This is a genomic window from Chryseobacterium sp. MYb328 (genome assembly GCF_037572595.1).
Taxonomy (GTDB): domain Bacteria; phylum Bacteroidota; class Bacteroidia; order Flavobacteriales; family Weeksellaceae; genus Chryseobacterium; species Chryseobacterium pennae.
Genome location: NZ_JBBGZQ010000002.1, coordinates 1 through 23,289 on the forward strand (window position 1 = coordinate 1; position 23,289 = coordinate 23,289).

A 23,289-nucleotide genomic window follows, 5' to 3' on the forward strand; every position below is an offset into this window, starting at 1 on the left:
TTTTCGAAGAAAATGGCCCGAAACATTTTAAAAGGACAAAGCTTACAGAAATATCTGCTTATAGAGAGAGCATCTTTAAATATTCTTTTGGCATCCACATGAAGCATAAGATTAAAGTTCCGATCAATAGCAGTGATAAAGCCAAAGTAGCGACCTTAAAACCATCCAGTCTGAATTCTTTTTCCTGATTTCTGCCTGAGCTGTGAAAACCGGAGAGACCTGTAGGATAAGGATTCTCTTTTGTGGTCTGTGTTCTTCCATTGGATGAAGATGATAGAGAAGGTAATGATTCTATATTCCTGTTTTGTTGGATAGTATGGTTGAATGACCGTTTATTTTCCAGATGTCTTTTTTTAGCCGATTCTACCTTTCCATCAGCTGTAAGATCCCGGATCAGGGTCTCTATTTTTCCTGAATATTGATCATATTCTTTGCTAATGACTTCAATTCCGTTTTTGGATTCCTTTATTTTAGCTTCATTTTCCTGATGCCGTTTTTCATTTTGCATGATTTGTCTGTTGAGGTCCTCAAGCAACTTCGTCTTTTCATCCTGTAAAGCCACTTTTTCCTTTTCCAGCTCAGCGATAGCGTTTTGAAGGGCTCGGAGTCTTTCTTCCTCAAGGTAATCAAGTTCCTTTTTAAAACCATCAGCATCTACAATTTTAAAAATCCTTTTTTGCTTTACAAATTCTCCAATCTCATGACTTTGGGTAAAATAAATGGTGTCGTAAACGTTCAGAAGATCAATGGCCTTGCTGAAAAAGATCTGCAGTTGGGCAGCATTGGTCTCACAGTATACCACAAGGTAATTATTATTGGATCGGGTAAAATCCAGCTCATCCACTTCCCGGACATTGAATCCTATTTTATCAAAATCCTTAGGTTTCCGGATAGAAAACTGATCGGAATGATTGATGGTAATCGTATCTTCTGAAAGATTATTTTTCTCGAGACTGTTCTGAAAGTCGGTTAGGGCATTAATGATAAGTCCTTCAGAAGCAATTTTATTAACGAAAAGTAAGCTTGAACCTATAAAAGTTCCACCCCTGTCTGAGTTCTGTTCTTTTGCAAAAGTATAAACAGAATAGGAGATAAGGTTACACCCACCGGCGTAATCCTTCCGGATAGAATAGATATTGCTTTGAGGAAACAGCTTAATAGCATCCGTTTTTAGATCAAAGGTTCTTATTTCCTTAGCAATGCTTTGATTTCCACCCAGAAAAAAGGTTTGTCTGAAGCCATTCGGGTTCCCAAAAGTCCCGAATGCGGAGAAAAAATAAGTATTGTCCATTAATTTGTAAAACTAAATTTTATACGTTCCCAGAATGTTCCTTCATAATCCAGATCATAGCCTGTAATACTTCTGTAGAGCCATTTTGCAAGCACTTCGGACGTAGAAAGATTCAACAGATCAATTTTCTCACTTCCGGTGGTATTCTGAATACTACCTATAGTGTAATAGGTTTTACTTAAACCGTATGTATCGATACGCTGTGAGGCCATGGGAAGATGTTCAGAGATAAAAGCATCAAGAGCTTCGGCACTTTCCACATCCATTCTTCCGGATTTATCCCATTTGGAAATAACGAGAATAGCATTCACCGATTTTAAATTTTTACCCTTTCTTTCCAGCTCATCCAGAAATTCATTGATTAAAGAATCATCTTTATATGCCGTTTCATAGCTGGTAACAATGACGAATGTAAGCGGAATATTGGCATTCAGAAAAGTTTCTATGCTGCTGTGATAGCTTCCGCCTCTTCGGATATCATTGTGGTTTTCCCCGGAAGTTTCCAGAAAGGTAAGATCTATAGGAACCACTCTTTTAGACCGGTTATTCGGTTCAAAAACAAGATCCAGACGGGTTACCTGATCCCTTGTCGTTCTGTTGGGAAGGACACCCTGTCTGATATTTTCAAAAAAATCGGAAAGCAGAACATTGGCTTCCTTAGAGTTGGGAGTTCCTAGCTTCGGTCTCAAAACTCCGGCATATGACCGGAGATAATAAAGCATAGAAGAAAGGATAACAGATTTCCCGGATTCTGCTGTTCCAAAGAAAAAAACGAAGTTACTTTCCTTATTTTTAATATCGTTGGAAATTGTTTTGGCAATCGGAACAAAATCTTCTTTGGTGTCATTTTGAAAATCAAAAGAAAGAGGCTTTAAGGTTTCCTCGGTTTCAAAAGAAAGTGGTTTTAATTGATCGTTGGTTTCCATAGTTTAGTTATTAGGGATGATGGTTTTACCGCTTCTTTTATTGGTAAATACACTTCTGTTGTTTCCATTGTAGTTTCCTGAATCTGTGACCAGTAAAATGATAATAACAATCACAAAATCGAGTAAAATACAGCCAGCCAATACCACAAACTGGTACATTCCGAAGTTTTTAATGGCATGTTCAAAGGCAAAACCTATTTTTCCAACCTGCTGGGTTTTTGAAACGACAGGCTCAAAATGTATTTTATCATTTCCAAGAACTGTTTGTGCTCGGCTTCCCAGTTTATTATAATCAGCAAGAGATTCATCAATCAATCCCTGAGAGAGTCCGTCCTTATCTTTTTTTGATAAAAGCAACAGGTCCTGGATGGTTTTATTCCATTTAAACGCAGCATTATTGATATCTGATTTTAAGGTTCTTTCTTCAGGAGAAAGGTCTGAAACGATATTATCAATCTGTTTTCCCATTCTTTCAGCAAGATCTTCATAATCTTCACCAACAGGTGTCAGAAGATCTACTTTTTGACCGGTTAATCTTTCGATATCTTTAATCAAAAGCTGGGCACGGGTTCCGATGCCTTTATTTCCAGGGTCTTTGATCTGTTCCATCAATTGTTTCTTCTTGATCTCAATATTTTGAGTGGTTGCTTTATTGTACTTATAGCTTAATTTCGATTCCACATCGTTTTCAAGAGCTGTGAAATTTTTATTAATATCACGAAGCTCATCCGTATAAATATCCGTTTTCATAAACCTTGTATACAATGCATTAAAATTGGCTATAAAGCAGAACGAGGCAATAAAGATGTAAATTCCCACCAGACTTCCGGTAGGTTTACCTTCCAGTTTGGCACTTCTCAGCATCCAGCACAGGAAAAGGAGGAGCAATGATAAAACCAAGGCAATGACAAATGATGCAGGGCCAAAGATCTGCTGTAATCCAATCCAGGTCTGATAAAAACTTACGCTGATGAGTAATAAGGCAAGAATTCCCAAAAAGAGATCTGCGGGGGTCATTTTTTTATTCATAATGTATATGTTGTTTTTTGAATGAGGCTATAAAAAATACTTTGTTTTATAATGCCCGAAACTACGAACAACAGTCTGAAGAAAATTACGGAATCCCGTAAAGGGTAGTGCTCCGGATTCAGCCTGAATAGTGATTTTATGAATATGATTCAAGATATTTGAACCATTAAAAGGGTAGAGAGGATAAAAATAGGTAAGGGAATGGCTGAAGCTATTGATTGTACAACCTTATAATTTCATCTTTGATGAATCTTCACTTTTCTTAATGTTTAAATTTTTTACGCAAAGATTTCTAAAATAAGGCTGGAGTATTTTAGGAAGCAAAGAGTTGAATAAATTTCATTGATTCTTTCTAAGTGTATGTATAATTTTAGCCACTAATGCACGATTTTTTTTATTCATTCGTGTATTCTAAGACATATGCAAATTATATCTTGTTAAATTTACAAAAGGTGCCTCTCTTTTTACCACAGCAAATATTCTATAAATCAGTTTGCAACATACCGCATTAATAATAGAATTATGAGCCTTTCCCTGTTCTTTTTTTCTTTTATAGTATGCCTTGAGCTCCTGATCGTGTATTATGGCTGAGTTTGCACCACTGAAAAGGACGGTTTTTATTCTTCTGTTTCTAAGCTTACTAGTTTGTGTTTTCCCTTTAATGCTTGAACCTGATGTATGTTCAAAAGGAGCCAGCCCTGCATAACAATTAAATTTCCTTGGATTCTGAAACTTGTTAAAATTATCAGTTAATACCAACATATAAGCAGCTGTTAGAAAACCTACTCCTTTTATTTTGGTTATTTTCTCATAGTTTTTATGTAAGCTTTCCTGTTCACAGATCTGTTGTTTTATTTTCTCTTCTACTGAGGCAAGTTTCTCATCCAAAGCTTTTATTTGCTGGATTATTTCCTCCATTTCATAGCTTACATCAGCTATTTTACTCACTTGATAAAAAGCCTTTTTTTCGTTCTTAAACTGAGTTCTTACCTTTATGAGAAAATTTCTATAGGTGAGAAAATTCTTTATTGTAAAAAGTACTTCTTCAGAAAGAGCGGAAGGAATAAGTTCCTGCTCATGGATTTTTGCATATCTGGCAATTCTCCAGGCATCAACTCTGTCATTCTTTCCCCTTTGAATACCCTGACTCAGCTTTATTTCTAAAGCCGAAACTTGATAATAGAGTATTTCCCGATCTTCCAGCAGACTCGCTAAAAGAAGTCCGTAGTTCCCCGTATTTTCAAAACAATAACGAAGGCTGGAATCCTGCTCAAAACAACAGGTTGAAGTAATAATTTCTTCTATACCTTCTACTGTATTGCTAACTTTAAATGCAAGTTCTTTCTCATCAGAATTATTTAAAACACAAACATCTAATGTATCCTTGGAAATATCTATTCCAATAAAATAAGTTTTCATAACTTTGGATTTAGGTCAATCCTGAAGGAACCATTTTGAATCATGCTAAAACCTTTAATAAGCCCTAACGCTTAAAATTCTAAATGGCAGATATTCAAAAGAGAAAATAGAGTCTGATACACGAAATAGTTCATGTCTATGCATCCGTTTAGTTCACTTTATTTTCTCTGGTTCTTCAGAATTTAATTATTATCTAATTTACTTCTAAATCCTTGTGCAAATCTAAAGGCATTCGTGGCCCAAAAAAAATTCAAGTATTTTGAGGTATTCCTCCTAAAATAGGAAGGAATATCTGTACAGATCTGTGGGAAAAGAAATTATTTTTCTTCTGCTTTTAATTTATTTACCAGAGGATTGGCGTACATCGCCAGGAAATACTCCTTAGAAACAGGATCAGACGGATCTATACGCATCTCTGATCTTCGGATAAACAATTGTTTTTCCTGCTCTGTATATTGAGAAGCATAGGTGTCTGTATTGTTGATTAGGTCGTAGGCTATATATTTAGTAGGCCAAAGTTTGTAATTCTTAATGATAGAATCATCAATTAGCTGTACAATAGCCTGCAACTGTTTGTTTTTATTCTCAATGGTAGCGGCAATATGATCCAATTCTGTATCAATAACATCACCAGCATGGATATGAATTCTTTTCTTTTGTCCTAAAATTCCGCTGAGTATGGTGTTGAAGTCTTCGTTTTTTCCTTTAATGTATGCCTCTTCTCTGTGTTGTGCCAATAATTGAGGCATTTTTAAGGAATCGGTAGGATCATACTCATAGGAAATAGAGATAGGAACGATCTTTAATGTTTTAAAATAATCTATTAATGACTGATCTACTGCGGCCATGGCCAACATTTTTAAAACACCTTGCTGAGTCGCATCATTTCCGTCTTTAGCACGGCCTTCGCGCTGAGCAATCCATACGGAGCGGTTTTCTTCATGTAACAGCATATCAATATACTCAGACATGGTCTGTGAACTTTTAAGCTGATCACGAATTGACAATCCTCTTTGAACTAAGAAATTACGGTTCAGTTTAGCCAGTACATTCAAAAAGTTTCTCTTTACAAGATTGTCACCAATGGCTGAAGCGGTCATAACGTGGCCGCTTTCCAACAAAACAAGGTTAAGAAGGGAAGTATCCAGTACAATATCCCTGTGATTCGAAATGTAAAGATACGAAGCGTTCTTATCAAGCTTATCGAAGCCAGAAGTCGTTAAACCTTCAGAACTTTTGGCAAGAATCTGACGAACGGCATACGCTACAAACTGATGCTGAAAATCACTTATAGAATGCACATTTTTAAACTGTTCCAGCCAAACCTGCTCATCCTCTCCGGGAAAAGTAAAGTTCATCAGTGCTTTCATCATCGGATCACGGGCTATGCTCTGTAATCTTTCATTCACTTCCTGATCATGAAAATACCGGATTTCATCAAACTTCGACATGTTATGGTAAAAATTAAAACTTTTTGCAAAAGAACGAAAATTTATCTGGGGATGGGGTATAAAGGTTGTTAAAGTATTATGATGGGCGTAGAAGTTGATAAACAATAACTACTTTTCTAGATATTAGTTAGTAAAATATTCTTCCCAAAAACTTATTTCAGGTTGAGGTAGTTGCCACTTATTAATTAGGAATTCTAAAATTTTTTGACTCCTTTCATCAATATCAGTCGTTTCCCAACTATGATAATTTAAAAGTTCTTTTTCGGATTCATAAATTATATTATTATTGTTTATTGCATTGTTTATCCTGATTTTATGGGCATTGAAGTCTCTTAATGTTTGGTTATTATTTGACATAAATATATTTCCTAAAGCGTACGAATATTTTCTTTTTTTTACTACTCCTAATCGATTGATATCTTTATAAGAAGTTCTTACTTTCATCTCTTCTTCAGGATAAATCCTATTAACACTAATTTCTCGCTCCACCATATGTCCAGATAAATCTTCTTCATATTCCCTTAAAATAAAATGAATTCCATCCCAGGTATAAAAATAATTTCCAAGTGATAAATTTCGGTTTACTTCTTTCCATGTAAAATGGCTTACTCTATTTTTTAATAGCTGGTCTTTAAGTGAAATTCCAGATTCTGCAGCATTTCCGGTTCTAAAATATTTATTGATATCTCTAAAAGTAGCTTCTTGATTATAATTAGTTTTGTTACCATGTAGTAAAAAACACATAATGTTATGCCTTTCAGCTGCCCATAAAAATCGTTCTATGGTAGATAAGTTTTGTTTTTGTTCCTCTGAGGTTATCCCATCGCTTTTTTGAGGTAATAAACGAACCAGAATTGCTAATATTAGATTAAGTATATATCTACCATACCCAAAGGGAAAGCTAGTAAGCCTTAATAGAGACCTCTGAATATTAGAAGTATAATGATATTTAAAGTCAGGATCATTATCTACTTCATGTGGATTATGAATAAAATACCATAATATAACAGATTCTTTCATACAGTTCAACCATTTTCGAAGCTCTATAGGATTCATCATATATTGATTATTATGAATATTCATCAAGTCAAAATCTTTTTCAAATAGAATTTTTTGATAAGACTTAAAATCACTGGCTACCATTTTTTCGTTGGAAAAATATAGTAACCAAAAGGCTTTGAGAAACGCATCGTCATCCATTACTTTTTTAGGATTGGGGTTCCGTCCAAGCCACTTATAGATCTCAAGCCAGGTTTTATTGATAGAGTTCCTCTTGGTCAGTATTTGTGTCTGTCCAAAATTTTGTTTTGACACCAGGTATAAAACCCGGTTTTTAAATCTTTCAAGCCCGGATAACTGCTTGCCTCTAAAGTTCAGAGTCTCGAAAACCATGGAGATGTCAAGATTACTTCCCTCCGTCTCACTGAGGTTAAGCACTGAAAATAATAAACGCTCCGTTATTTTGGTAATAAGATCCCGTATGTTGTTCTGAGACCAATCCTTCAATTTTTGTTGAAAAAATACCTTAGCAAAATCTAAATTATGGGTGTAAAGAGTCTCCACATCTTCTGTACCATAGGATTCATCTTCAAATATTTCTCTAATTAAATAATTGTGGGAGGGTACATCTACATGATATCCAAACAAGTATTTACTTCCCAAATCAGATATGAAAAAATATTCTTTGGTTATTTTCTGGCGATGCTCGGCTTCCTTAAGCTTTTGACATAATTGAGAAAGTAAGATTAATATAGTTGTTATACGTTGTTGTCCGTCTACTAAATTATAAGCTTGATAATATTTCTCATTAAGCTTTACTTGTTTGTTTTCATTATCAATCAAATTTTCAAACCCTTCTTTGGTCAAATTTTCAAAATCATAATCTGAAAAATTATTGATAGTAAGTATTCCTGTAAAATGATAAGCATTATTCTGTAAATGAATATTTGAAAGGTCTGCCCAAAGGTCATCTAATTGAGCTTCCTCCCATGAATAACCTCTTTGGTAATCAGGAATACGAAATATTTTTTTATGGAATATCTGTTTAAATGGTAATATTTCAGACATGATTTTTAGTTTATGTGGTTATTGTTTTTTTATTTACTATTGCTAATCCCTATAGTAGCATGTTAAAATTATAAGCTAATTACAATTAAGATAAAAATAGGGAAAATTGTTTTATTATATTATGGTTTACCGTAATTGAATAATAAAATAGGTTTAAGTTTTAATACAATAATATTTTATTAAAAAACATTACTTTTATATAAGATCATAAATTATATTTTATCCCATTTTCCCATTTCCTTTATTTTGACATTATCAACAATCTTTGCATAAACTTGTGTTGTCCTAATACTTGTATGTCCTAACAATTTGCTTACTACTTCTATGGGAATGCCTAATGAAATTGATACTGTTGCAAAAGTATGCCTTGCCACATGGCATGTAAGTTTTTTATTAAAATCTAATGTAATTCCAATTTTTTTCAAAACCCTATTGGTTACTTTATTACAGTATACTTTGAAAATGTAATTTTCATTAAAGGGCTTTTCTGGGATAAAACTTTTTGCTTTTTTGCTGAGAGGAATATTTACTAAGTATCCTGTTTTATGCATTCTGAGATGTATGGAATCATTAATTATAGAATCCTCTGAGAAACTTTTTAAATCAGAATATCGAAGTCCTGTATAACAGGCAAATAAGAAATAACTAAGAATTTCCTTTTGTATCGGCTCAGAAAAATCATCTTTTAAATAATATTCGGTAAGTATATTGAGCTCTTCAATTGATAGAAAATCTCTCTTTCCATCAACTTTTTTTATGGAAGTATATTGAAATGGATTTGTTTTTATATATCCAAAACGAATAGAAATATTAACGAATGTTCGTAATACCCTTAAACTTTTACTTGCCGTATTTTCATTATTTCCGAGGGTATAAAGCATGTATTGTTTATAGTCATTAATAAATTTCTCATTAATATCTGAAAAATAAATTTCCCTTCTAAATTTAAGGATCTTGGTAATTTGAGATTTATATCCAAACCAGGTTTCTGATTTGAATTTAGCTTTGTTTTCTTCCAAATACCCTAAAATATAATCTGTGAAACTTTTTTCATCAGAATTGTGATTTACTGATAGTAATCGTTCTTTAAACTGGGTTAAGGTTAGTGGAAATTCTTCATTGATAAAATTGTTAACCAATAATTTAATTGATTTTTTATCTATTGCCTCTAAAATCATATTATATCTTTCATGATTTTTATTTTGAGTTTTGACTCTTTGATTCCTTAAGGACCAGTCTCGTAAAGGAATTGTAACAGGAGTAGCTGTTTCTATTTTTTTTCCTTTTAAAAATGCTCTTAAATAGATTGGATATAAACCTTGCTTGTTTTTTTCTCTTTTTTGTACAAACCGATAGCTTATCTGTATGCTCATAGTTACTGAAGTATTTGTGAAGTGAATTTATTCATAATCTGCAAAGTGATAATTTTAAAATGATAAAAATCAATAGATATTGAAGCAAATTGTGGAGATTGGAAAACCTATGCCTCTCGCTTCAAATAAAGGGAAAAGTTTTCAGGGTAGTATTGTACTTGGAAAAGGGTTTGTTTTATCTCCTGAAGAAGCCGAAAAACTCATTAAAAAAGATCCACGTAATAAGGATGTACTCTTTCCTTATTTAAATGGTGACGATTTAAATAATGACCCTGAACAAAGACCATCCAGATGGGTTATTAACTTTTTTGATTGGGATGAAGAGAAGGCAAGGACTTATCCTGATTGTTATGAAATTATAGAGAAGTTGGTTAAGCCAGAAAGACAACGATGGAAAAGAGATAATAATGATAGTGAAATTATCGGAACGTATGCATTAAGAAAACCACTCCCTCAAAAATGGTGGATATATGGTGAAAAAAGGCCTGCTCTTTACAATGCCATATCTGAGTTAGACCAGGTAATGGTGATTGCCCAAGTTTCTAAAACTACTGCATTTGCTTTTACAAAACCAAATAAAGTTTTAGATGCTAAATTAAATGTATTCGCAAATAATTCGTTTACAATGTTTGCCTTTTTACAATCAAATTTTCACATATACTGGGCCTGGAAATATTCTAGCACAATGAAAGCTGATTTAAGTTATGCTCCAACACAGGTTTTTGAAACATTTCCTTTTCCAGAAGAAATTTCACAAGATATTAGAAATGAGATTGAAGATTTAGGAAGGCACTATTACAATGTCAGAAAATTAATAATGTTCAAATATAAAATTGGTTTGACTCGATTTTATAATATATATCACTCTAAAGGAATACAAAATGAAATAGATATAAAAGATAAACACTTAAGTTTCTTAATAAAATATTTGTCAAGAGTAAAAATTAATATTGAAACTAATGAAATTGTAAGTGAGTTTAGTGAGTTTCGGAAAATTGCTATAAAACTGGATAAACTAATTATAGAATCATATAAATGGAGCGACATAAATTTAAGTCATGATTTTTATGAGCTTGAATATCTGCCAGAAAATGATAGGATACGTTTTTCTGTTCATCCAGATGCCCGTAAAGAAGTATTAAAACGTTTATTGATACTTAATCATCACCGTTACAAGGAGGAAATATCTGAAACTTCAAAAAACATTAAACCTATAAAGAAAAAGACAGGTAGTAAAATGAAAGAAAACAATTTCCCGAAGTTATTTTAATCTTCGGGAAACAAAGTATTTGAAGTTTTTGAAATAATTTTCGATCTTTTGTTAACAATTTTATATAAAGTATCACATTTTGATTTCTCAAGATTCAATAATAGCAATCGATTGAAGATTTCTTTTCTAGCAGTTGGATGTATTGTAAATCTTATGCGATCTTTTTCAGGAAGATTCTCTAATTCATAAAAGCTATGCTTCAAATCAATATCATTCCATTTATATAATTTAATGATTTCGGAATCAATCGATTTGTATAGCTCCCTTAGTCTAATTATATCATCATATATTTCACCTTTATTATTAAGGTAAATATCATGAAATTTATTTTGTAAATCTGTTAGACCTAATCGATAATTCTTCATTATTTTTAAACGAGTTAAATGAAGTTCACTTCCCAAACTGTTTAATTTCTCAGATTTAACTACCGGATAGGGAAACGTCTCAAAGGCGTTCGTACCAGAATAACGTAATGTAGAAACTCCCATTGTTGAACTATTTTTCCATGCCCAGACATCATGGACAGAAGAGTTTAATATGGCTAATTCTGAAAACGTATTGAGAGCAAATACCACAGTTGCCTCAGAAAAGACAATATCATTTTTACAAATAGAAATCAATAAATATTTAGCATGACGATTTAAAACCATTACCTGGTCTAACTCAGATATGGCATTATAAAGTTCTTTTCTTGGTCTTAAAAACTGCCACCATTTTTCTTTCCCTCCTTTATCCTTTTGAATTAATCGTTCAGGTTTCACGGAATGTTCTACTATATCAAAGCAATCAGAATAAGTACGGGACTTTTCTTCTGACCAATTGAAAAAGTTAATGACCCAGCGGGAAGGCTCTTGATTAGGATCGTTATTAAGGTCATCCCCATTTAAGTATGGGAATAAAACTTCTTTATTTCTCGGATCTTTTTCAATTAAAGCTAGAGCCTCTTTGGGTGTCAATACAAACCCTTTTCCAAGTACAATACTACCCTGAAAACTTTTCCCTTTATTTGAAGCGAGAGGCATAGGTTTTCCAATAACTTCGGAATCATCTAAATATGAAGTTATTCTTTCCACAACCTTATTATCTAAAACAATTTTATTTTTCCACTCACCTTTATGAATGGTAATTAATGAAACTTCTACTGCAGCCTGGCCTGGCCATTTCATTGAACGAATAGCATGGTTAATTACTCCATTACTTGAACAGATGACATCCAAACCTCCTTCTCGTGCGGAACCTTGTGCAATAGTATTAGTCGAAATGAGAGATTGGAAGCCATTGATTTTAATAACATCAAAGATTCTTCTGAAAAAATAAGTTACTAAATCTACTGCACCAATCGGTCGGTATGTATATTTTATATATTCAAGGAAATTATTTCCATAATTTCCACTTAACTTTTGTCCACCTAAAAACGGTGGATTTCCTAAAATACAATCAAATCCTCCATTTTGGAAAACTTCCGGAAATTCTAAAAACCAATGAAAGAACTTCTTCTGTTCAGCGATAACCATACTAGCTCCACGATCCAAGATTTGTGCTCCGGAATTGAGATAAGTTTTATATTGACTATATGTTGTGAGTTTGTCTTTATTTTCTGCTGTTTTGGAAATGAAAAATTGTGCTACTTGCAGGTCAGCCAGTTGTTTTAGTCTATACCATTTCTTACCATTGGTTAAATCATAATATATTTTGGTTTTTTGTGCAATCTGTTCAGATGTATGCTCTGGCAACTGATTGAATTGCTCCATCGATTTCTGTATATCGGCAAAATCAGTATCTGCTGTATTTAAATCAAATAATTCGCTTATTTGAAGTTTACGTTCAGTATCATTACGTTTTTTGAAAGCAGATGCTATTGTCTTATCATCGCCTGCTAGTGCTTTAAATGCTTCACTAGCAATACCATCATGAAGATTTTCATAACGAGCTAATCCTATAATTGCATTTCCATTTTTGATATGGTGATCTAAAAAGTTTAATGGTTCACCTGGATCATGAGCTTCCAGCCATAGAGCTACTTTACAAAGTTCTACAGCCAATGGATTTAAATCAACCCCATAAATACAATTTTTAATGACATCCCTAATTGCTGTTCGAAGAACAGAAGGAGTTGGTTGATCTTCATTACTTCTTAAACGTGCTAATTCGAATCCAATTTTTCTGGCAGCAGAAAGTAGAATATGTCCACTTCCACAAGCAACATCGCATACTGTAATACTTAATAATGCTTTTTCCGGATCGGCTTCTTTAAGTTTATTTGCGATAATATGATCTAATGAATGAGTAATAAGAGGCTTCACCAGTTCTTCTGGAGTATAATGTGATCCCGATGCAGATCGGTCATTTCCTTGTTTAAATCTGAATTCTCCATTTTCTACTACAGGCTCAAATTCTAGTAACCCTTCGTACACAGAACCAAATTCTTCTACATCCAGATCTGCATAGTTTACCCGAATCGTTTGTTGATTTTCATTCTCGAAAGTAACTAAGTATTTAAAAACATTCAGTACATATTTATTATTTAGTATGGTTTTTTCAATACTACCAATTGCATTTTGATTAAAAATACCAGAACCAAGAGCATCAATCCCCAATTCTTTACCATAGTGACTATCTTCAAAAAGCCTAAATGTAGTTAACAATGACTGCCACAGATCTGTTTTTTTCGGATCAATATAAAGAGATTTATTAACAAGATAGGTGAGACGTTGAATACTGTAATATTGATAGTAAATATCTTTAAGCTTCTTTTCACTTTCAGTAAGGTCTTCTTTATAAATCAAATTTCGTTCTTCTATGACTAAAAGAAATAAAATACGATACACAGAACGCAATATATGCAGATAGTATTCTTTTGCAGATAATTTTCCCTCTTCAATAGTATTTCTTAGTTCAAAGTTCTCTTCTTGTGAAAGCAATCCGTTTGCTAAAGTTATTATTGACTGTTCTACAGCCAAACTTAATCGTTCGCGAATACGGGACCCAGATGCTAAGGAATCATTATGATAAAATTCCAGGATAGAATCTTTCCCATCCTCTTTTTTATCATTAATACGAGATGAATGAAGTAATCGATAGAAAATTGCAAACTCTGCATAATGACCTTCTTCCATCATTTGTTCAAGATTGAATTCAAGATAGCTTAATCTTGAAAGTCTTGTAGCATCACGGAGTACACGGAAATGGTTCCCATTGGTTACAAAACCATAAATATGTTCCGTAGAATTGATATATTCCTGGATCAATGAATGTGGTGAAAGTCTTGGACCATTTTCTGCCTTTTTATCCATAGATTGTTCACTACCAACAATATGTATTGGGAAGTCATTTTTATTAGAGGCTCTATAGGATACTGCAAAAGACTTTCCGTTCACAATTTCGGCATTAGAAAGAGCTACCTGATATCCTAAAAGATTAAGAAGAGGGACAATCCAATATTTTCGAGTCTCTGAAATTCCTTTATCTGTTGCAGAAAAAGCATTCTTCTTTTGTTTAAAAATTTGCCAGTGAGTATTTAGTAAGCTCCATGCATTGCTTATTTCATCCCTGACCTGTTCATTTGGCTTTAGGCCAAAATCTTGTGGTTTCTGGAAACTAATGTCGTCCTGACGTATTTTTTCCAGAATTTCACTTGTGAATATATTTCCTTGTATATTTATTGTTGTTAGTTTCATGGTTTAAAAAAGTGCTTTAGGTTTTGGCAAGAGAATGTATACTCCCATAACATCAGGAGGTAATACTGGAGTAGATTTTTCATAGCTTCGTCCCCCAATTAATGTTTTGAATCTGCCATGTGCTTCTACCAATTTATCTGCACGTTGAGTTGCTAGTTCTATAAATGCATCTTTCTTACTTTCAAAAGACTTTAATTCTGCGTTTAAAAGTTGTTGTTGCTGCTCCAATGACATATTGCTCAAAGGTATTGCCTTATTCAATAAATGTTGTGCTTTTGTAAAGTCTATAGGCTGTAAACCTTCTGAATTCTCAGTATATCCCCACAAATACATTTCTTCAGCTACCGATTCATTTTTAGAGCGAACTTCTTTTACAACATTTCTCACTCTAAACATGACCAGAGTTGTTTTACTTTCAACACTTTCGGTTTGGATTACGCTTGTTCTTGCCAAATCATAAGGATTGCCTTGCTCTTCAAAAGCATTGCTTATAATATAATGGCAAAGTTGTTCTACAAAACGATGATTTCTTCCAATATATTGATAATTTTTTGGAGTAGGTGAAATAAAAGCAATTCGTGTTTCTGTTTTACCTTTCAACTGTTCTGTTTTAGATAATAAAGCAACTTGTAAATGTTTTGGAAGATTGGTTGTTTGTACTTTATATCCTTCCGAATCAATAGTAACTGATGCTCCTAATGCTTGCAACGCAAATACTGAAAAATTCTCTACAATCTCAGGATCCCCAATGGCTTCATCTACTTCTTGTAAATCTTTTTTAATAGCTTCAGCATCTACAGATTCCTGAGCGAAAATAGATCGTAAGTTTTCTCCCTTTTTACGAGCCATTTCTAGCTCATTATCAATTTTTATTTTGTCTTCTGCAAAAAGTGTTAATTGTTCTGCTTCTGATTCAGTTTTCAAAAGTTTTTGAGTCAATTCAGTCATCAATGACTTATTATTTTCTCCGATGGGAATAGTAACACCTATACTTTTTTGAATTTCACGGACTTTACGAATCAATACTTCCAGAATAAATTTATCCATAGGATTATTTTCGCCATAAAGCATATAGGTTTTAATCTGTGTAGATGTCTGTCCGAAACGATCAACACGACCTTCCCTTTGTTCAATTCTATTGGGATTCCAAGGCAAATCATAATGTAGAACAGCATTGAAATAATCTTGTAAATTTATTCCTTCACTTAAGCAGTCTGTTGCTACAAGAACTCTTTTATCATGTTCTCCCATTCTTTGAATTTCTTCCTTACGTTGTTCATCTGCAAGTTCAGAAGTAATAGCTTGTACCAATACATTTTTAGGAAGTACTTCTTTTAGCTTTTCTTCTACATATTTTGCTGTAGCAATATAATGACAGAAAATAATCGGTTGAAAGCCTTCTTTTAACCATTTTTTGACAATATCAATGGTATGCTTTATTTTAATATCTGTATCTGTATTTTCATTCAGATATTCTGCACTGTTCAATAACTTAGTAAGTCCTTCCAGTTCTTTTGTCTTATAATCAACCGCATTTAATAAATCAGATCTGGAGAAATCAACCCCAAAGTCATTTTCTTCAAATAATGTATATTCTAAAGCTTCAGGTCCAACTTCTACTGTTACCTCTTCTATAGCAAGCTTTGCTTGTCGTTTTTCTAACATTTCTTTAGCCATAATAGGACTTGACATGGCTCCTTTAATTAGAGCGATTGCAGCCCAAGAACGGAGAAGTCTGGTATTCTCATTATCTGTTTTCACATCTGAAATTCCCCTTGCAAAAGCTACCAATTCATTATAAAAAGCTTTTGTTTCTTCTGAAAGTGTAAATCCTATTTCTTTAGAATCTCTTTCAGGAAATAAAGTATCTTCATTTAGCCACCTGCGAATATTTTCACGTTTTCGTTGTATAAAATATTGTGCAATTTTTTTCCTATCTGCCTGTTCAAGTCTTTCAAAATTCAATTGTTGGAAATTAGGATTTAATAAACCTAACAATGAAAGAAATTCTTCATCCTTACCACTGTGAGGAGTAGCGGTGAGTAAAACAAGGTGGCGGTTTTGATTTACAGCAACATCATGAACCAAATTATAACGTTGTTGTTGGTTCTTTGAAGAAGCACCTTTAGGAAGTGTGCAGGTATGGGCTTCATCTACAATAATTAATTCTGGACAGTCATGTAGGAAAATACTTCTACGCTTATCAGTTTTGATATAGTCAACTGAAATTACCTGATATGGAATATGGTAGAATACGGAATGATCATCAGCTACCATACGATCTAATCTTGATGCTGTACTGGAACGGATAATCTCAGCATCAATATCTAATTTATCTTTCAATTCTTGCTGCCATTGTTCGCACAAATGTGGTGGACATATCACAGCAAATTTTTTAATTTCTCCTCTTTCAATAAGTTCCTTGATGATTAATAAAGCTTCTATGGTTTTTCCGATACCCACATCATCAGCAATCAATAATCGGGTAACATCCTGCTTTAATGCCATTACCAATGGAACCACCTGGTAGGATCTGGGTCTAAAAGATAGTTTTCCCATACTTCTAAATGGACCAGCCGCATTTCTTAAAGAAAGCCTTGATGCATTATAAAGTAATTTTGCCGTTTCAAAGTTTCCGATTTGAGTGGAAGTAGGTTCTTTAAAAGTTGCTTTTTCTATCGCTTCAATATCTTTTGCTAAAGGCAAAAAAATACCTGTAGTTTCTTCATCAGAACCACCAAGAGGTTTTACCAGTATAATCTGATCTTCATTAGAGGGAAGAACCATCCAATCCCGGTTACGGTATTTGATTAAATTTCCCGGATTATATTTGTTATTCATTGTTTTCTTGCGTATTACTTACTATAAATCACGTACTGACTATTGTACTTTTCTGAAAATATCTTTCCGCCTTTCCATCAATTCTTCCAAAGGTTCTGTATGATGCCAGCGGATAATATCGTGTGCACCCTCTTTTAGTATCTGATCAATCATTTCATCACGTTTTTTTACTTTGTGAAGATCATGAATAGTACCATCACAAAAAATCAATGTGTATCCAAAATTATTTTTAAATACAAAGTCTGCATTAATGTAGTAACTATCTAAATTTACTTGTGCTTTATCAGGAAGTGTATATCCATTTTCATAAAGATAGTTTATAAATTTAAATTCAGTACCACTATTTTTATCATAGCCATTCAATAAATATTGATATTGTTCTTCTCTATCATTTTCACCACCCTGTATTAATTCAATTTCACAATCCATCAAATACTCTAAGACATCTTTAATAATATAGCGGCTAAGTTGTTTATGATAAATCTGGTTATAATAACTTAATAGATCTTGATATGTTGCATGAGGAAGGTCCTTGCCTTTATCAGTCTCTTCTCTGGTTTCCGAATCAAAATGAAGTATTTCATAACTGGCCTTAAACCAATCTTTCATTTTTATAGGTTCGGAAATTAACTGCGATAAAATACCAAGGGATCCTTCTGATGCCTCATGAATAAGAATGTTGGGTTTTTCCTTATCTCCCATAGTGCTTACTGCTATCTCATTTTCTTCTACAAGAAACAATTTTTCTATTCCTCTTTTAAGTGCATAACTTAAGGAAATAACCTCATCTGGACTTGTTCCTATATTACCAAGAGGCTGAATATAAAGGATATCTGCAGTTTCTTTTGTGTAAAGCATTACATCCCTAGAATTTTGCTGCAATTCTTGGTTATTATTTAAGTTTCGTTCTTGTACCCAAACCCCATTTCTTTGGTCAATTTTAAACCCATCCTTTTTAGATCTTCTGGCTTTTTTATTAACCTTAATAAGATTTGCAGTTTTGCTAAAATATAATTGTAGAAGTTTTTCTCCTCCTTTTTTTAAAACAACAGATTTTGCATTTTCAATTCCATGAGGAAAATTAAAATATGATAAGATTTCATATCCGGAGCGATTTCTTTCTTCTTCAATACAAGATATTTTTTCTGATGGTATGCCTTCACATTCAGAGAAATCTAAAACATTGGTATACATTTCAATAGCATCACCTTTTAACTGGCTTTTACTAATAGGGTCGATATTAGCTATTTTAATATCATCATTGAGATAAGCATAGCCAGTTTTATTAGATACAAGAATTTTTTCAGTAGCATTTTCGATGTCTGGCAAAATCATCCTGTTGATTTTAAATTTACTACCTGAATGATAAACCATATTAGCAGGTCCGAATTCAGCCAAGGCTAATGAGCGTGGTCGTGAAAGTACTTCAACATCATCACGATAACTTTTACCTAATATTGCTCTAACAGGAAGACGAGTGAAATTGTAGCCAGGCAAAAATCCTTCAGCAGCTAAATACCTAAATATATAAAATTCTGAATTGGTTGAGTTTTGTTGTTGTTCATTTTTTAGCAAAGCAATTTGCTTTCTTGCAAATCGTTCTTGTTTCGCTGCTTCTCTCTTTTCTGTACTATCTGTTTTATAAGTGTGATTATCGAGGATTGCTTGTGCTTTATTTCTAAGAGTACATGCACTTTTAAACATTCTAATCCACCGTGTGAATGACTCTTCAAATAGAGTTGGAAATTTTTCTATTCTGCTTAATATCCACTGTTGAGTAAACCAATTGGTTTTATTAAGCTCAGGTAATAAAGAATAAGCTATTTTTTCAAATTCTACTACAAAACTATTTTTTGAATTAGAAATTGAATGTTTTATACTATTTAAAATATTATGTTGAACAATTACATTTGTTTCATTAGATAAATCTAATACCTCAGCGACGGAAGTTTTTAATTCTTCTATTTCAAGTTTCATCAGAAGAAAGGCATTTAGATGAGTTGCTATCAATTCTTCATTAATCAGATCAATTCGTGGAGGTTGAACTACACCTGCAACCATTTCTGCAGAATTCTTAAAGTAGTTTACATCATGTGGTGACATTGTAGAACAATAAGTAAAGACTAATGCTGTTTGTCCTCCTCTTCCTGCACGTCCACTTCTTTGTGCATAATTGGCTGCATTAGGAGGAACATTTCTCATATGTACAATATTTAAATTAGCTATATCTATACCTAATTCCATTGTTGGAGAACAATATAATGCTGATATTTCTCCTTTTCTGAATTGGTTTTCTCTCTCAATTCTTTGCGCAGCATTAATTTGTCCTGTATGTTCTTTTGCTATTAACTCTTTCTGAAATTTTGTAAAATCTGTTTTGTACAAATTTTGAAAATATCCGTTTGGAGTTAACTGAGGAAGTTCTACTTGAAAGTTGAATCGTGTATTATCCAGTTTCACAGTTTTTTCATCACCTTTTGTCCATAATAATTGGTCCGCTCTTAATTTATAATAGTATAAATCGGTATCTTTTTTATCCTGTTCAGAGGTGAGGAAGTTTGTGCCAGTAAGTAGTGTAAGTAAATTTTGAATAAATTCCCGATACTGATCTCCCTTTAATTTTTGGGAACCAGACTCAGCGCTACAACGATTAATATATTTTCCTAAATTGGATCGGAGTCCCATTGACACCAGATATTTTCCTTTTGGTCTTTGAGAGGGGATTGTAATGACCATTTCGGCAGGCTTGTCTAAATTTTCATTATAATCAAGAGACCATAATGAATCGGGAGATAGTCTATCTCGCATCAAATCTTCTATATTAGCTATTTCTTTGAAGAATTTATGATCAAGAGCAAAATTAGTTCTAAAATAATCTAGTACATTTTTTAAAAACTCTTTTCTATATTCTTTAGATTGATATCTCAGGAAATCAAGAGTTTCAAAACGATCATCCAATCCTGAAAGCTTATCTAAGTTTTTATAATGTATGTCTAAAAGAGCTACTTGCTCTAGGTTAGGCAATGTATATCGCCACCCTCGTTTCAAATCTTGAAATATTCTATATTTTAAATAGTTTTTTAGAGCTTCTATATTTCTATCATCTGGAAAATCTTCATCTTGTGAAGGATATATTGCATAATCTTTTTCTCTTAGTTTTAATATTTTGAATAACGATTCAGCTATTTCATGTATTTCAAGAGGGGTTTCGCTTTTTTCTAAAGCTATGTAAAGTGCTGATCTTAAACGTACCGTAGTATAAAAATCATTAAAATGCCCCGACTGTAAGGAAGCGTCCTGTCTATTATCTGTAAAGCTTAAAAGTTTTTGATCCTGTAATTTTTCTTGATCTTGAAGACTATTAATTATAGCATAAGAAATTACTGAAGTAGCTGTACTTCTACCTTCAGATCCTAATCTGGAAAGTTTAGTAAATTCATTTACTTTACTATCTTCATAAATAATTTGAGCGGTTGGATCAATTCTTAGTTTTGCAGGAATAAAATAACCTTTAATAGGAAACTCCGGCTCAAAGGAAAACTGCCCGTCACTATTAAAATATATTTCATGAGGCATTAACATTTGATAATAAGGAAGTAGAGCCGTGCCTTGCCTGTTCCACCACTCAGGAGGTACTAAATCATTAAAATCAGTGTTCCAAAAATCTTCGCCTTCGTCTAATATTATGTATCCAAACTTAAAGTCCTCCAAGTCTGGGTTTTTCTCATTAACCTCAGTTCTTTTCTTGTTAACAAATTCCTTATCAGGAATCGCTGGTATAAGTTCGTTTTGGTTAAGATTCAATTCAACGCACAAAAATTCATACCCAGAATAACGAGAAAAAAGTAATGGATATAATTTTTTTTCTTCGTTATCATTTATTTTCAGATAGGGCTCATCCGAAGAAACGATCTGTCGTGTATCTCTTGGCTCTAATGTTACTGAAATAGAACCGGTTTGAGAGATAAATTGATGAAAACGGAATGGCAGAAAGGATTGACGTTTTCCATTTTTTCTGCTTTCTTCATTAATTCTCTCTGCCCACTTTAAAAGATCATTTAAACTCTTTCTAATATCATCTGTAGATAAAGAAGTTTCTTTATGTATTAATTCTACTATATTGTCTATATTTCTCGGTGTACCTCTTTCTAGTACTCCATGATTGGATTTTAAAGCAATATGCAATTCAAGCCAATTAGCCAGATCATTTTCTTTAAAATCCTTTTCAGTACCATCTGAGTCAATGCCATTGCGTATAGCATTAGCTAATTGAAATGGGTTTACCTCTTTGGCAGCAGTGCAGGGCTCAAGATATTCATTGATAATATTATCAATGAAGAATTCTTTACCAAATATTTGGGTAGCTACTTCTGCTACCTTTTTCTTTTTTTCCTCCGGTATACCTTGAGAAGCCATTGTTGCAGAAGTCCCAATAAAAATTAAATCATTTTTTGCAAGTGCCTGAACTCTGCGATTTAATAAACTTACATCCGCACCCTGCCTTCCTCTATAAGTATGTAATTCATCATAAACAACATACTTTAGATGATTTTCTATAGATTTTCTTAACCAATCTTCAGTGTATCTGGTCATTACTAATTCCAGCATCATATAATTAGTCAAAATAATGTCCGGCGTGATATTTTTTACTTGATCTCTGTCATTTCCGGATTCTTGGCCAGTATATTTTGCAAATGTAATAGGAAATCTTTCTGTTGTTAAGGTTTCTAATTTATCTATAATCTCATCTAGGGTTTTATTTTTCTTTTCAGCTTCAGTAAAAGATACAAATTGCTCTAAATAGTTGATTTTATATTTTTTTATTTCCTCTTCTTGAGAATTGATTAAAGCATTCATTGGATATACCAATATTGCTTTAACACCTTCTTTTTTTGATTCTCTTTTAAAAAGATCATTAAAAATAGTAGCTAAAAAAGTTAAGGATTTACCTGAGCCTGTACCTGAAGTAACTATAAATCCCTTGTCCTGAACACCAATTTTAATCGCTTCAATCTGATGACGATATAATCTGTATGATCCAAAAGCTCTTGGTAAGTTTTGGTGTATTATATTTTCTTGGATTAATTCATCAAATGATTGTCCTCTTTCAAAGGAGGGATTGAATTGAATAAGAGGTTCTGGTAGAACATTATTAACTAACGTAGAATCATTAACAAAGTCTGAGATTCTTTTATTTTTAATATTAATAAATGATTGCAAATATGATTTATAATCATTTATTACCTGTTCATGAGTTTTAAAAGCGTCCATCGTAGATTATCATTTAGTTTTTAGTATAAACTGTAAATATAATCAATGAATCTGAGTTAAAAAAAGGGAAACCGTAAACGATATAATACCCCAGTATTTTTCTATTATTATGTTTTTGTATTTTTAATTGCTTCTTTAGTTTATATATAATGATACTTTGTATTTCATGAAGGGAGAGCTCTTTTTTATTAAAAATATTATTAGGAAATAATTTTGACCTTCCTACACATCCACCTCCTCAACCTCCAAACCGGCAAATACACAAACACCACAGACAGTACTCCTGCCAAAATCCCCACAACAACAGCCATTGCCGTAGCATCCAATCTATAATCCTTAGAAAAATTATACTGCCCTAAGAAAAGCATCGCTAATACCAAAGAACAGGTAATCACACCATGCAGAATACTTAGTTTAGTCATTAGCTTTTTAATATTCAACGCTTCATCTACGGTAAACTCAATAGCGCCTTGTCCGGCGGCATCGTTTACCCTTTTGATGATGTCTATCGTGAGGACAACAGGGAGAAATAGAGCCATAGGTAAGGTAAGGCGGGCCAGATTCTGTTCGCCTGAGAAAAAATGGGTATAGCCCAATTCTTTGAAGCTTGCATAGGCGATGATGAAATTGAAAAATACATTCGGAAGGACATAGTAAATCGTCCGCTTGATGAG

At 33.0% G+C, this 23,289-nt stretch carries 12 protein-coding genes; 1 reads left to right on the forward strand and 11 read right to left on the reverse strand.

The window, feature by feature from the left end; genetic code table 11:
• Positions 1–58: 58 nt before the first annotated feature.
• The 7 genes from WH267_RS02150 to WH267_RS02180 all read right to left on the reverse strand — a co-directional run bounded on the left by WH267_RS02150 (position 59) and on the right by WH267_RS02180 (position 9,556).
• Positions 59–1,291, reverse strand: a complete 1,233-nt coding sequence (locus WH267_RS02150) for a hypothetical protein (protein WP_340005226.1) — start codon at positions 1,289–1,291, stop codon at positions 59–61.
• Positions 1,291–2,217, reverse strand: coding sequence for a hypothetical protein (locus WH267_RS02155; RefSeq protein ID WP_340005227.1), 927 nt, complete (start codon positions 2,215–2,217; stop codon positions 1,291–1,293). Before WH267_RS02155 ends, WH267_RS02150 begins: the two co-directional genes overlap by 1 nt.
• Before the next feature lie 3 nt (positions 2,218–2,220).
• A complete protein-coding gene (locus WH267_RS02160) occupies positions 2,221–3,246 on the reverse strand; it encodes a hypothetical protein (RefSeq protein WP_340005229.1) in 1,026 nt (341 codons plus the stop codon).
• Positions 3,247–3,657: 411 nt separating this feature from the next.
• Positions 3,658–4,665 (reverse strand): IS110 family transposase, encoded by a 1,008-nt coding sequence (locus WH267_RS02165; protein WP_340005231.1) that lies wholly within the window; start codon positions 4,663–4,665, stop codon positions 3,658–3,660.
• 317 nt (positions 4,666–4,982) lie between these two features.
• Positions 4,983–6,116, reverse strand: a complete 1,134-nt coding sequence (locus WH267_RS02170; RefSeq protein WP_340005233.1) for a 1-acyl-sn-glycerol-3-phosphate acyltransferase — start codon at positions 6,114–6,116, stop codon at positions 4,983–4,985.
• Between the two features lie 123 nt (positions 6,117–6,239).
• Positions 6,240–8,183: a DUF262 domain-containing protein gene (locus WH267_RS02175; protein ID WP_340005235.1), complete on the reverse strand. Its 1,944-nt coding sequence runs from the start codon at positions 8,181–8,183 to the stop codon at positions 6,240–6,242.
• A 212-nt stretch (positions 8,184–8,395) separates the two neighbouring features.
• The gene (locus WH267_RS02180) at positions 8,396–9,556 is read right to left on the reverse strand and encodes a site-specific integrase (protein WP_340005237.1); all 1,161 of its coding nucleotides are present in this window, start codon (positions 9,554–9,556) and stop codon (positions 8,396–8,398) included.
• A 79-nt stretch (positions 9,557–9,635) separates the two neighbouring features.
• On the opposite strand from WH267_RS02180, the gene WH267_RS02185 reads away from it, so the two are divergent.
• The gene (locus WH267_RS02185) at positions 9,636–10,826 is read left to right on the forward strand and encodes a type IIL restriction-modification enzyme MmeI (protein WP_340005239.1); all 1,191 of its coding nucleotides are present in this window, start codon (positions 9,636–9,638) and stop codon (positions 10,824–10,826) included.
• Here WH267_RS02185 and WH267_RS02190 read toward each other — a convergent pair.
• The 4 genes from WH267_RS02190 to WH267_RS02205 all read right to left on the reverse strand — a co-directional run bounded on the left by WH267_RS02190 (position 10,823) and on the right by WH267_RS02205 (position 23,211).
• On the reverse strand, positions 10,823–14,503 hold the full coding sequence (locus tag WH267_RS02190) for an Eco57I restriction-modification methylase domain-containing protein (RefSeq protein WP_340005241.1): 3,681 nt from the start codon (positions 14,501–14,503) through the stop codon (positions 10,823–10,825). The two genes, WH267_RS02185 and WH267_RS02190, sit on opposite strands and share 4 nt — an antisense overlap.
• 3 nt (positions 14,504–14,506) lie before the next feature.
• Complete coding sequence (locus tag WH267_RS02195; protein ID WP_340005243.1) at positions 14,507–17,344, reverse strand: helicase-related protein; 2,838 nt, start codon at positions 17,342–17,344, stop codon at positions 14,507–14,509.
• A 39-nt stretch (positions 17,345–17,383) separates the two neighbouring features.
• Positions 17,384–22,615, reverse strand: a complete 5,232-nt coding sequence (locus WH267_RS02200) for a DEAD/DEAH box helicase (RefSeq protein WP_340005245.1) — start codon at positions 22,613–22,615, stop codon at positions 17,384–17,386.
• Positions 22,616–22,815: 200 nt separating this feature from the next.
• On the reverse strand, positions 22,816–23,211 hold the full coding sequence (locus WH267_RS02205; RefSeq protein ID WP_340005247.1) for a hypothetical protein: 396 nt from the start codon (positions 23,209–23,211) through the stop codon (positions 22,816–22,818).
• Positions 23,212–23,289 lie beyond the last annotated feature (78 nt).

Coding starts and splice junctions, on each gene's coding strand:
- WH267_RS02155 (WP_340005227.1), bottom strand. CDS start 2,217: ATGGAAACCAACGATCAATTAAAACCACTTTCTTTTGAAACCGAGGAA.
- WH267_RS02200 (WP_340005245.1), bottom strand. CDS start 22,615: ATGGACGCTTTTAAAACTCATGAACAGGTAATAAATGATTATAAATCA.
- WH267_RS02165 (WP_340005231.1), bottom strand. CDS start 4,665: ATGAAAACTTATTTTATTGGAATAGATATTTCCAAGGATACATTAGAT.
- WH267_RS02175 (WP_340005235.1), bottom strand. CDS start 8,183: ATGTCTGAAATATTACCATTTAAACAGATATTCCATAAAAAAATATTT.
- WH267_RS02160 (WP_340005229.1), bottom strand. CDS start 3,246: ATGAATAAAAAAATGACCCCCGCAGATCTCTTTTTGGGAATTCTTGCC.
- WH267_RS02150 (WP_340005226.1), bottom strand. CDS start 1,291: ATGGACAATACTTATTTTTTCTCCGCATTCGGGACTTTTGGGAACCCG.
- WH267_RS02195 (WP_340005243.1), bottom strand. CDS start 17,344: ATGAATAACAAATATAATCCGGGAAATTTAATCAAATACCGTAACCGG.
- WH267_RS02170 (WP_340005233.1), bottom strand. CDS start 6,116: ATGTCGAAGTTTGATGAAATCCGGTATTTTCATGATCAGGAAGTGAAT.
- WH267_RS02180 (WP_340005237.1), bottom strand. CDS start 9,556: ATGAGCATACAGATAAGCTATCGGTTTGTACAAAAAAGAGAAAAAAAC.
- WH267_RS02190 (WP_340005241.1), bottom strand. CDS start 14,503: ATGAAACTAACAACAATAAATATACAAGGAAATATATTCACAAGTGAA.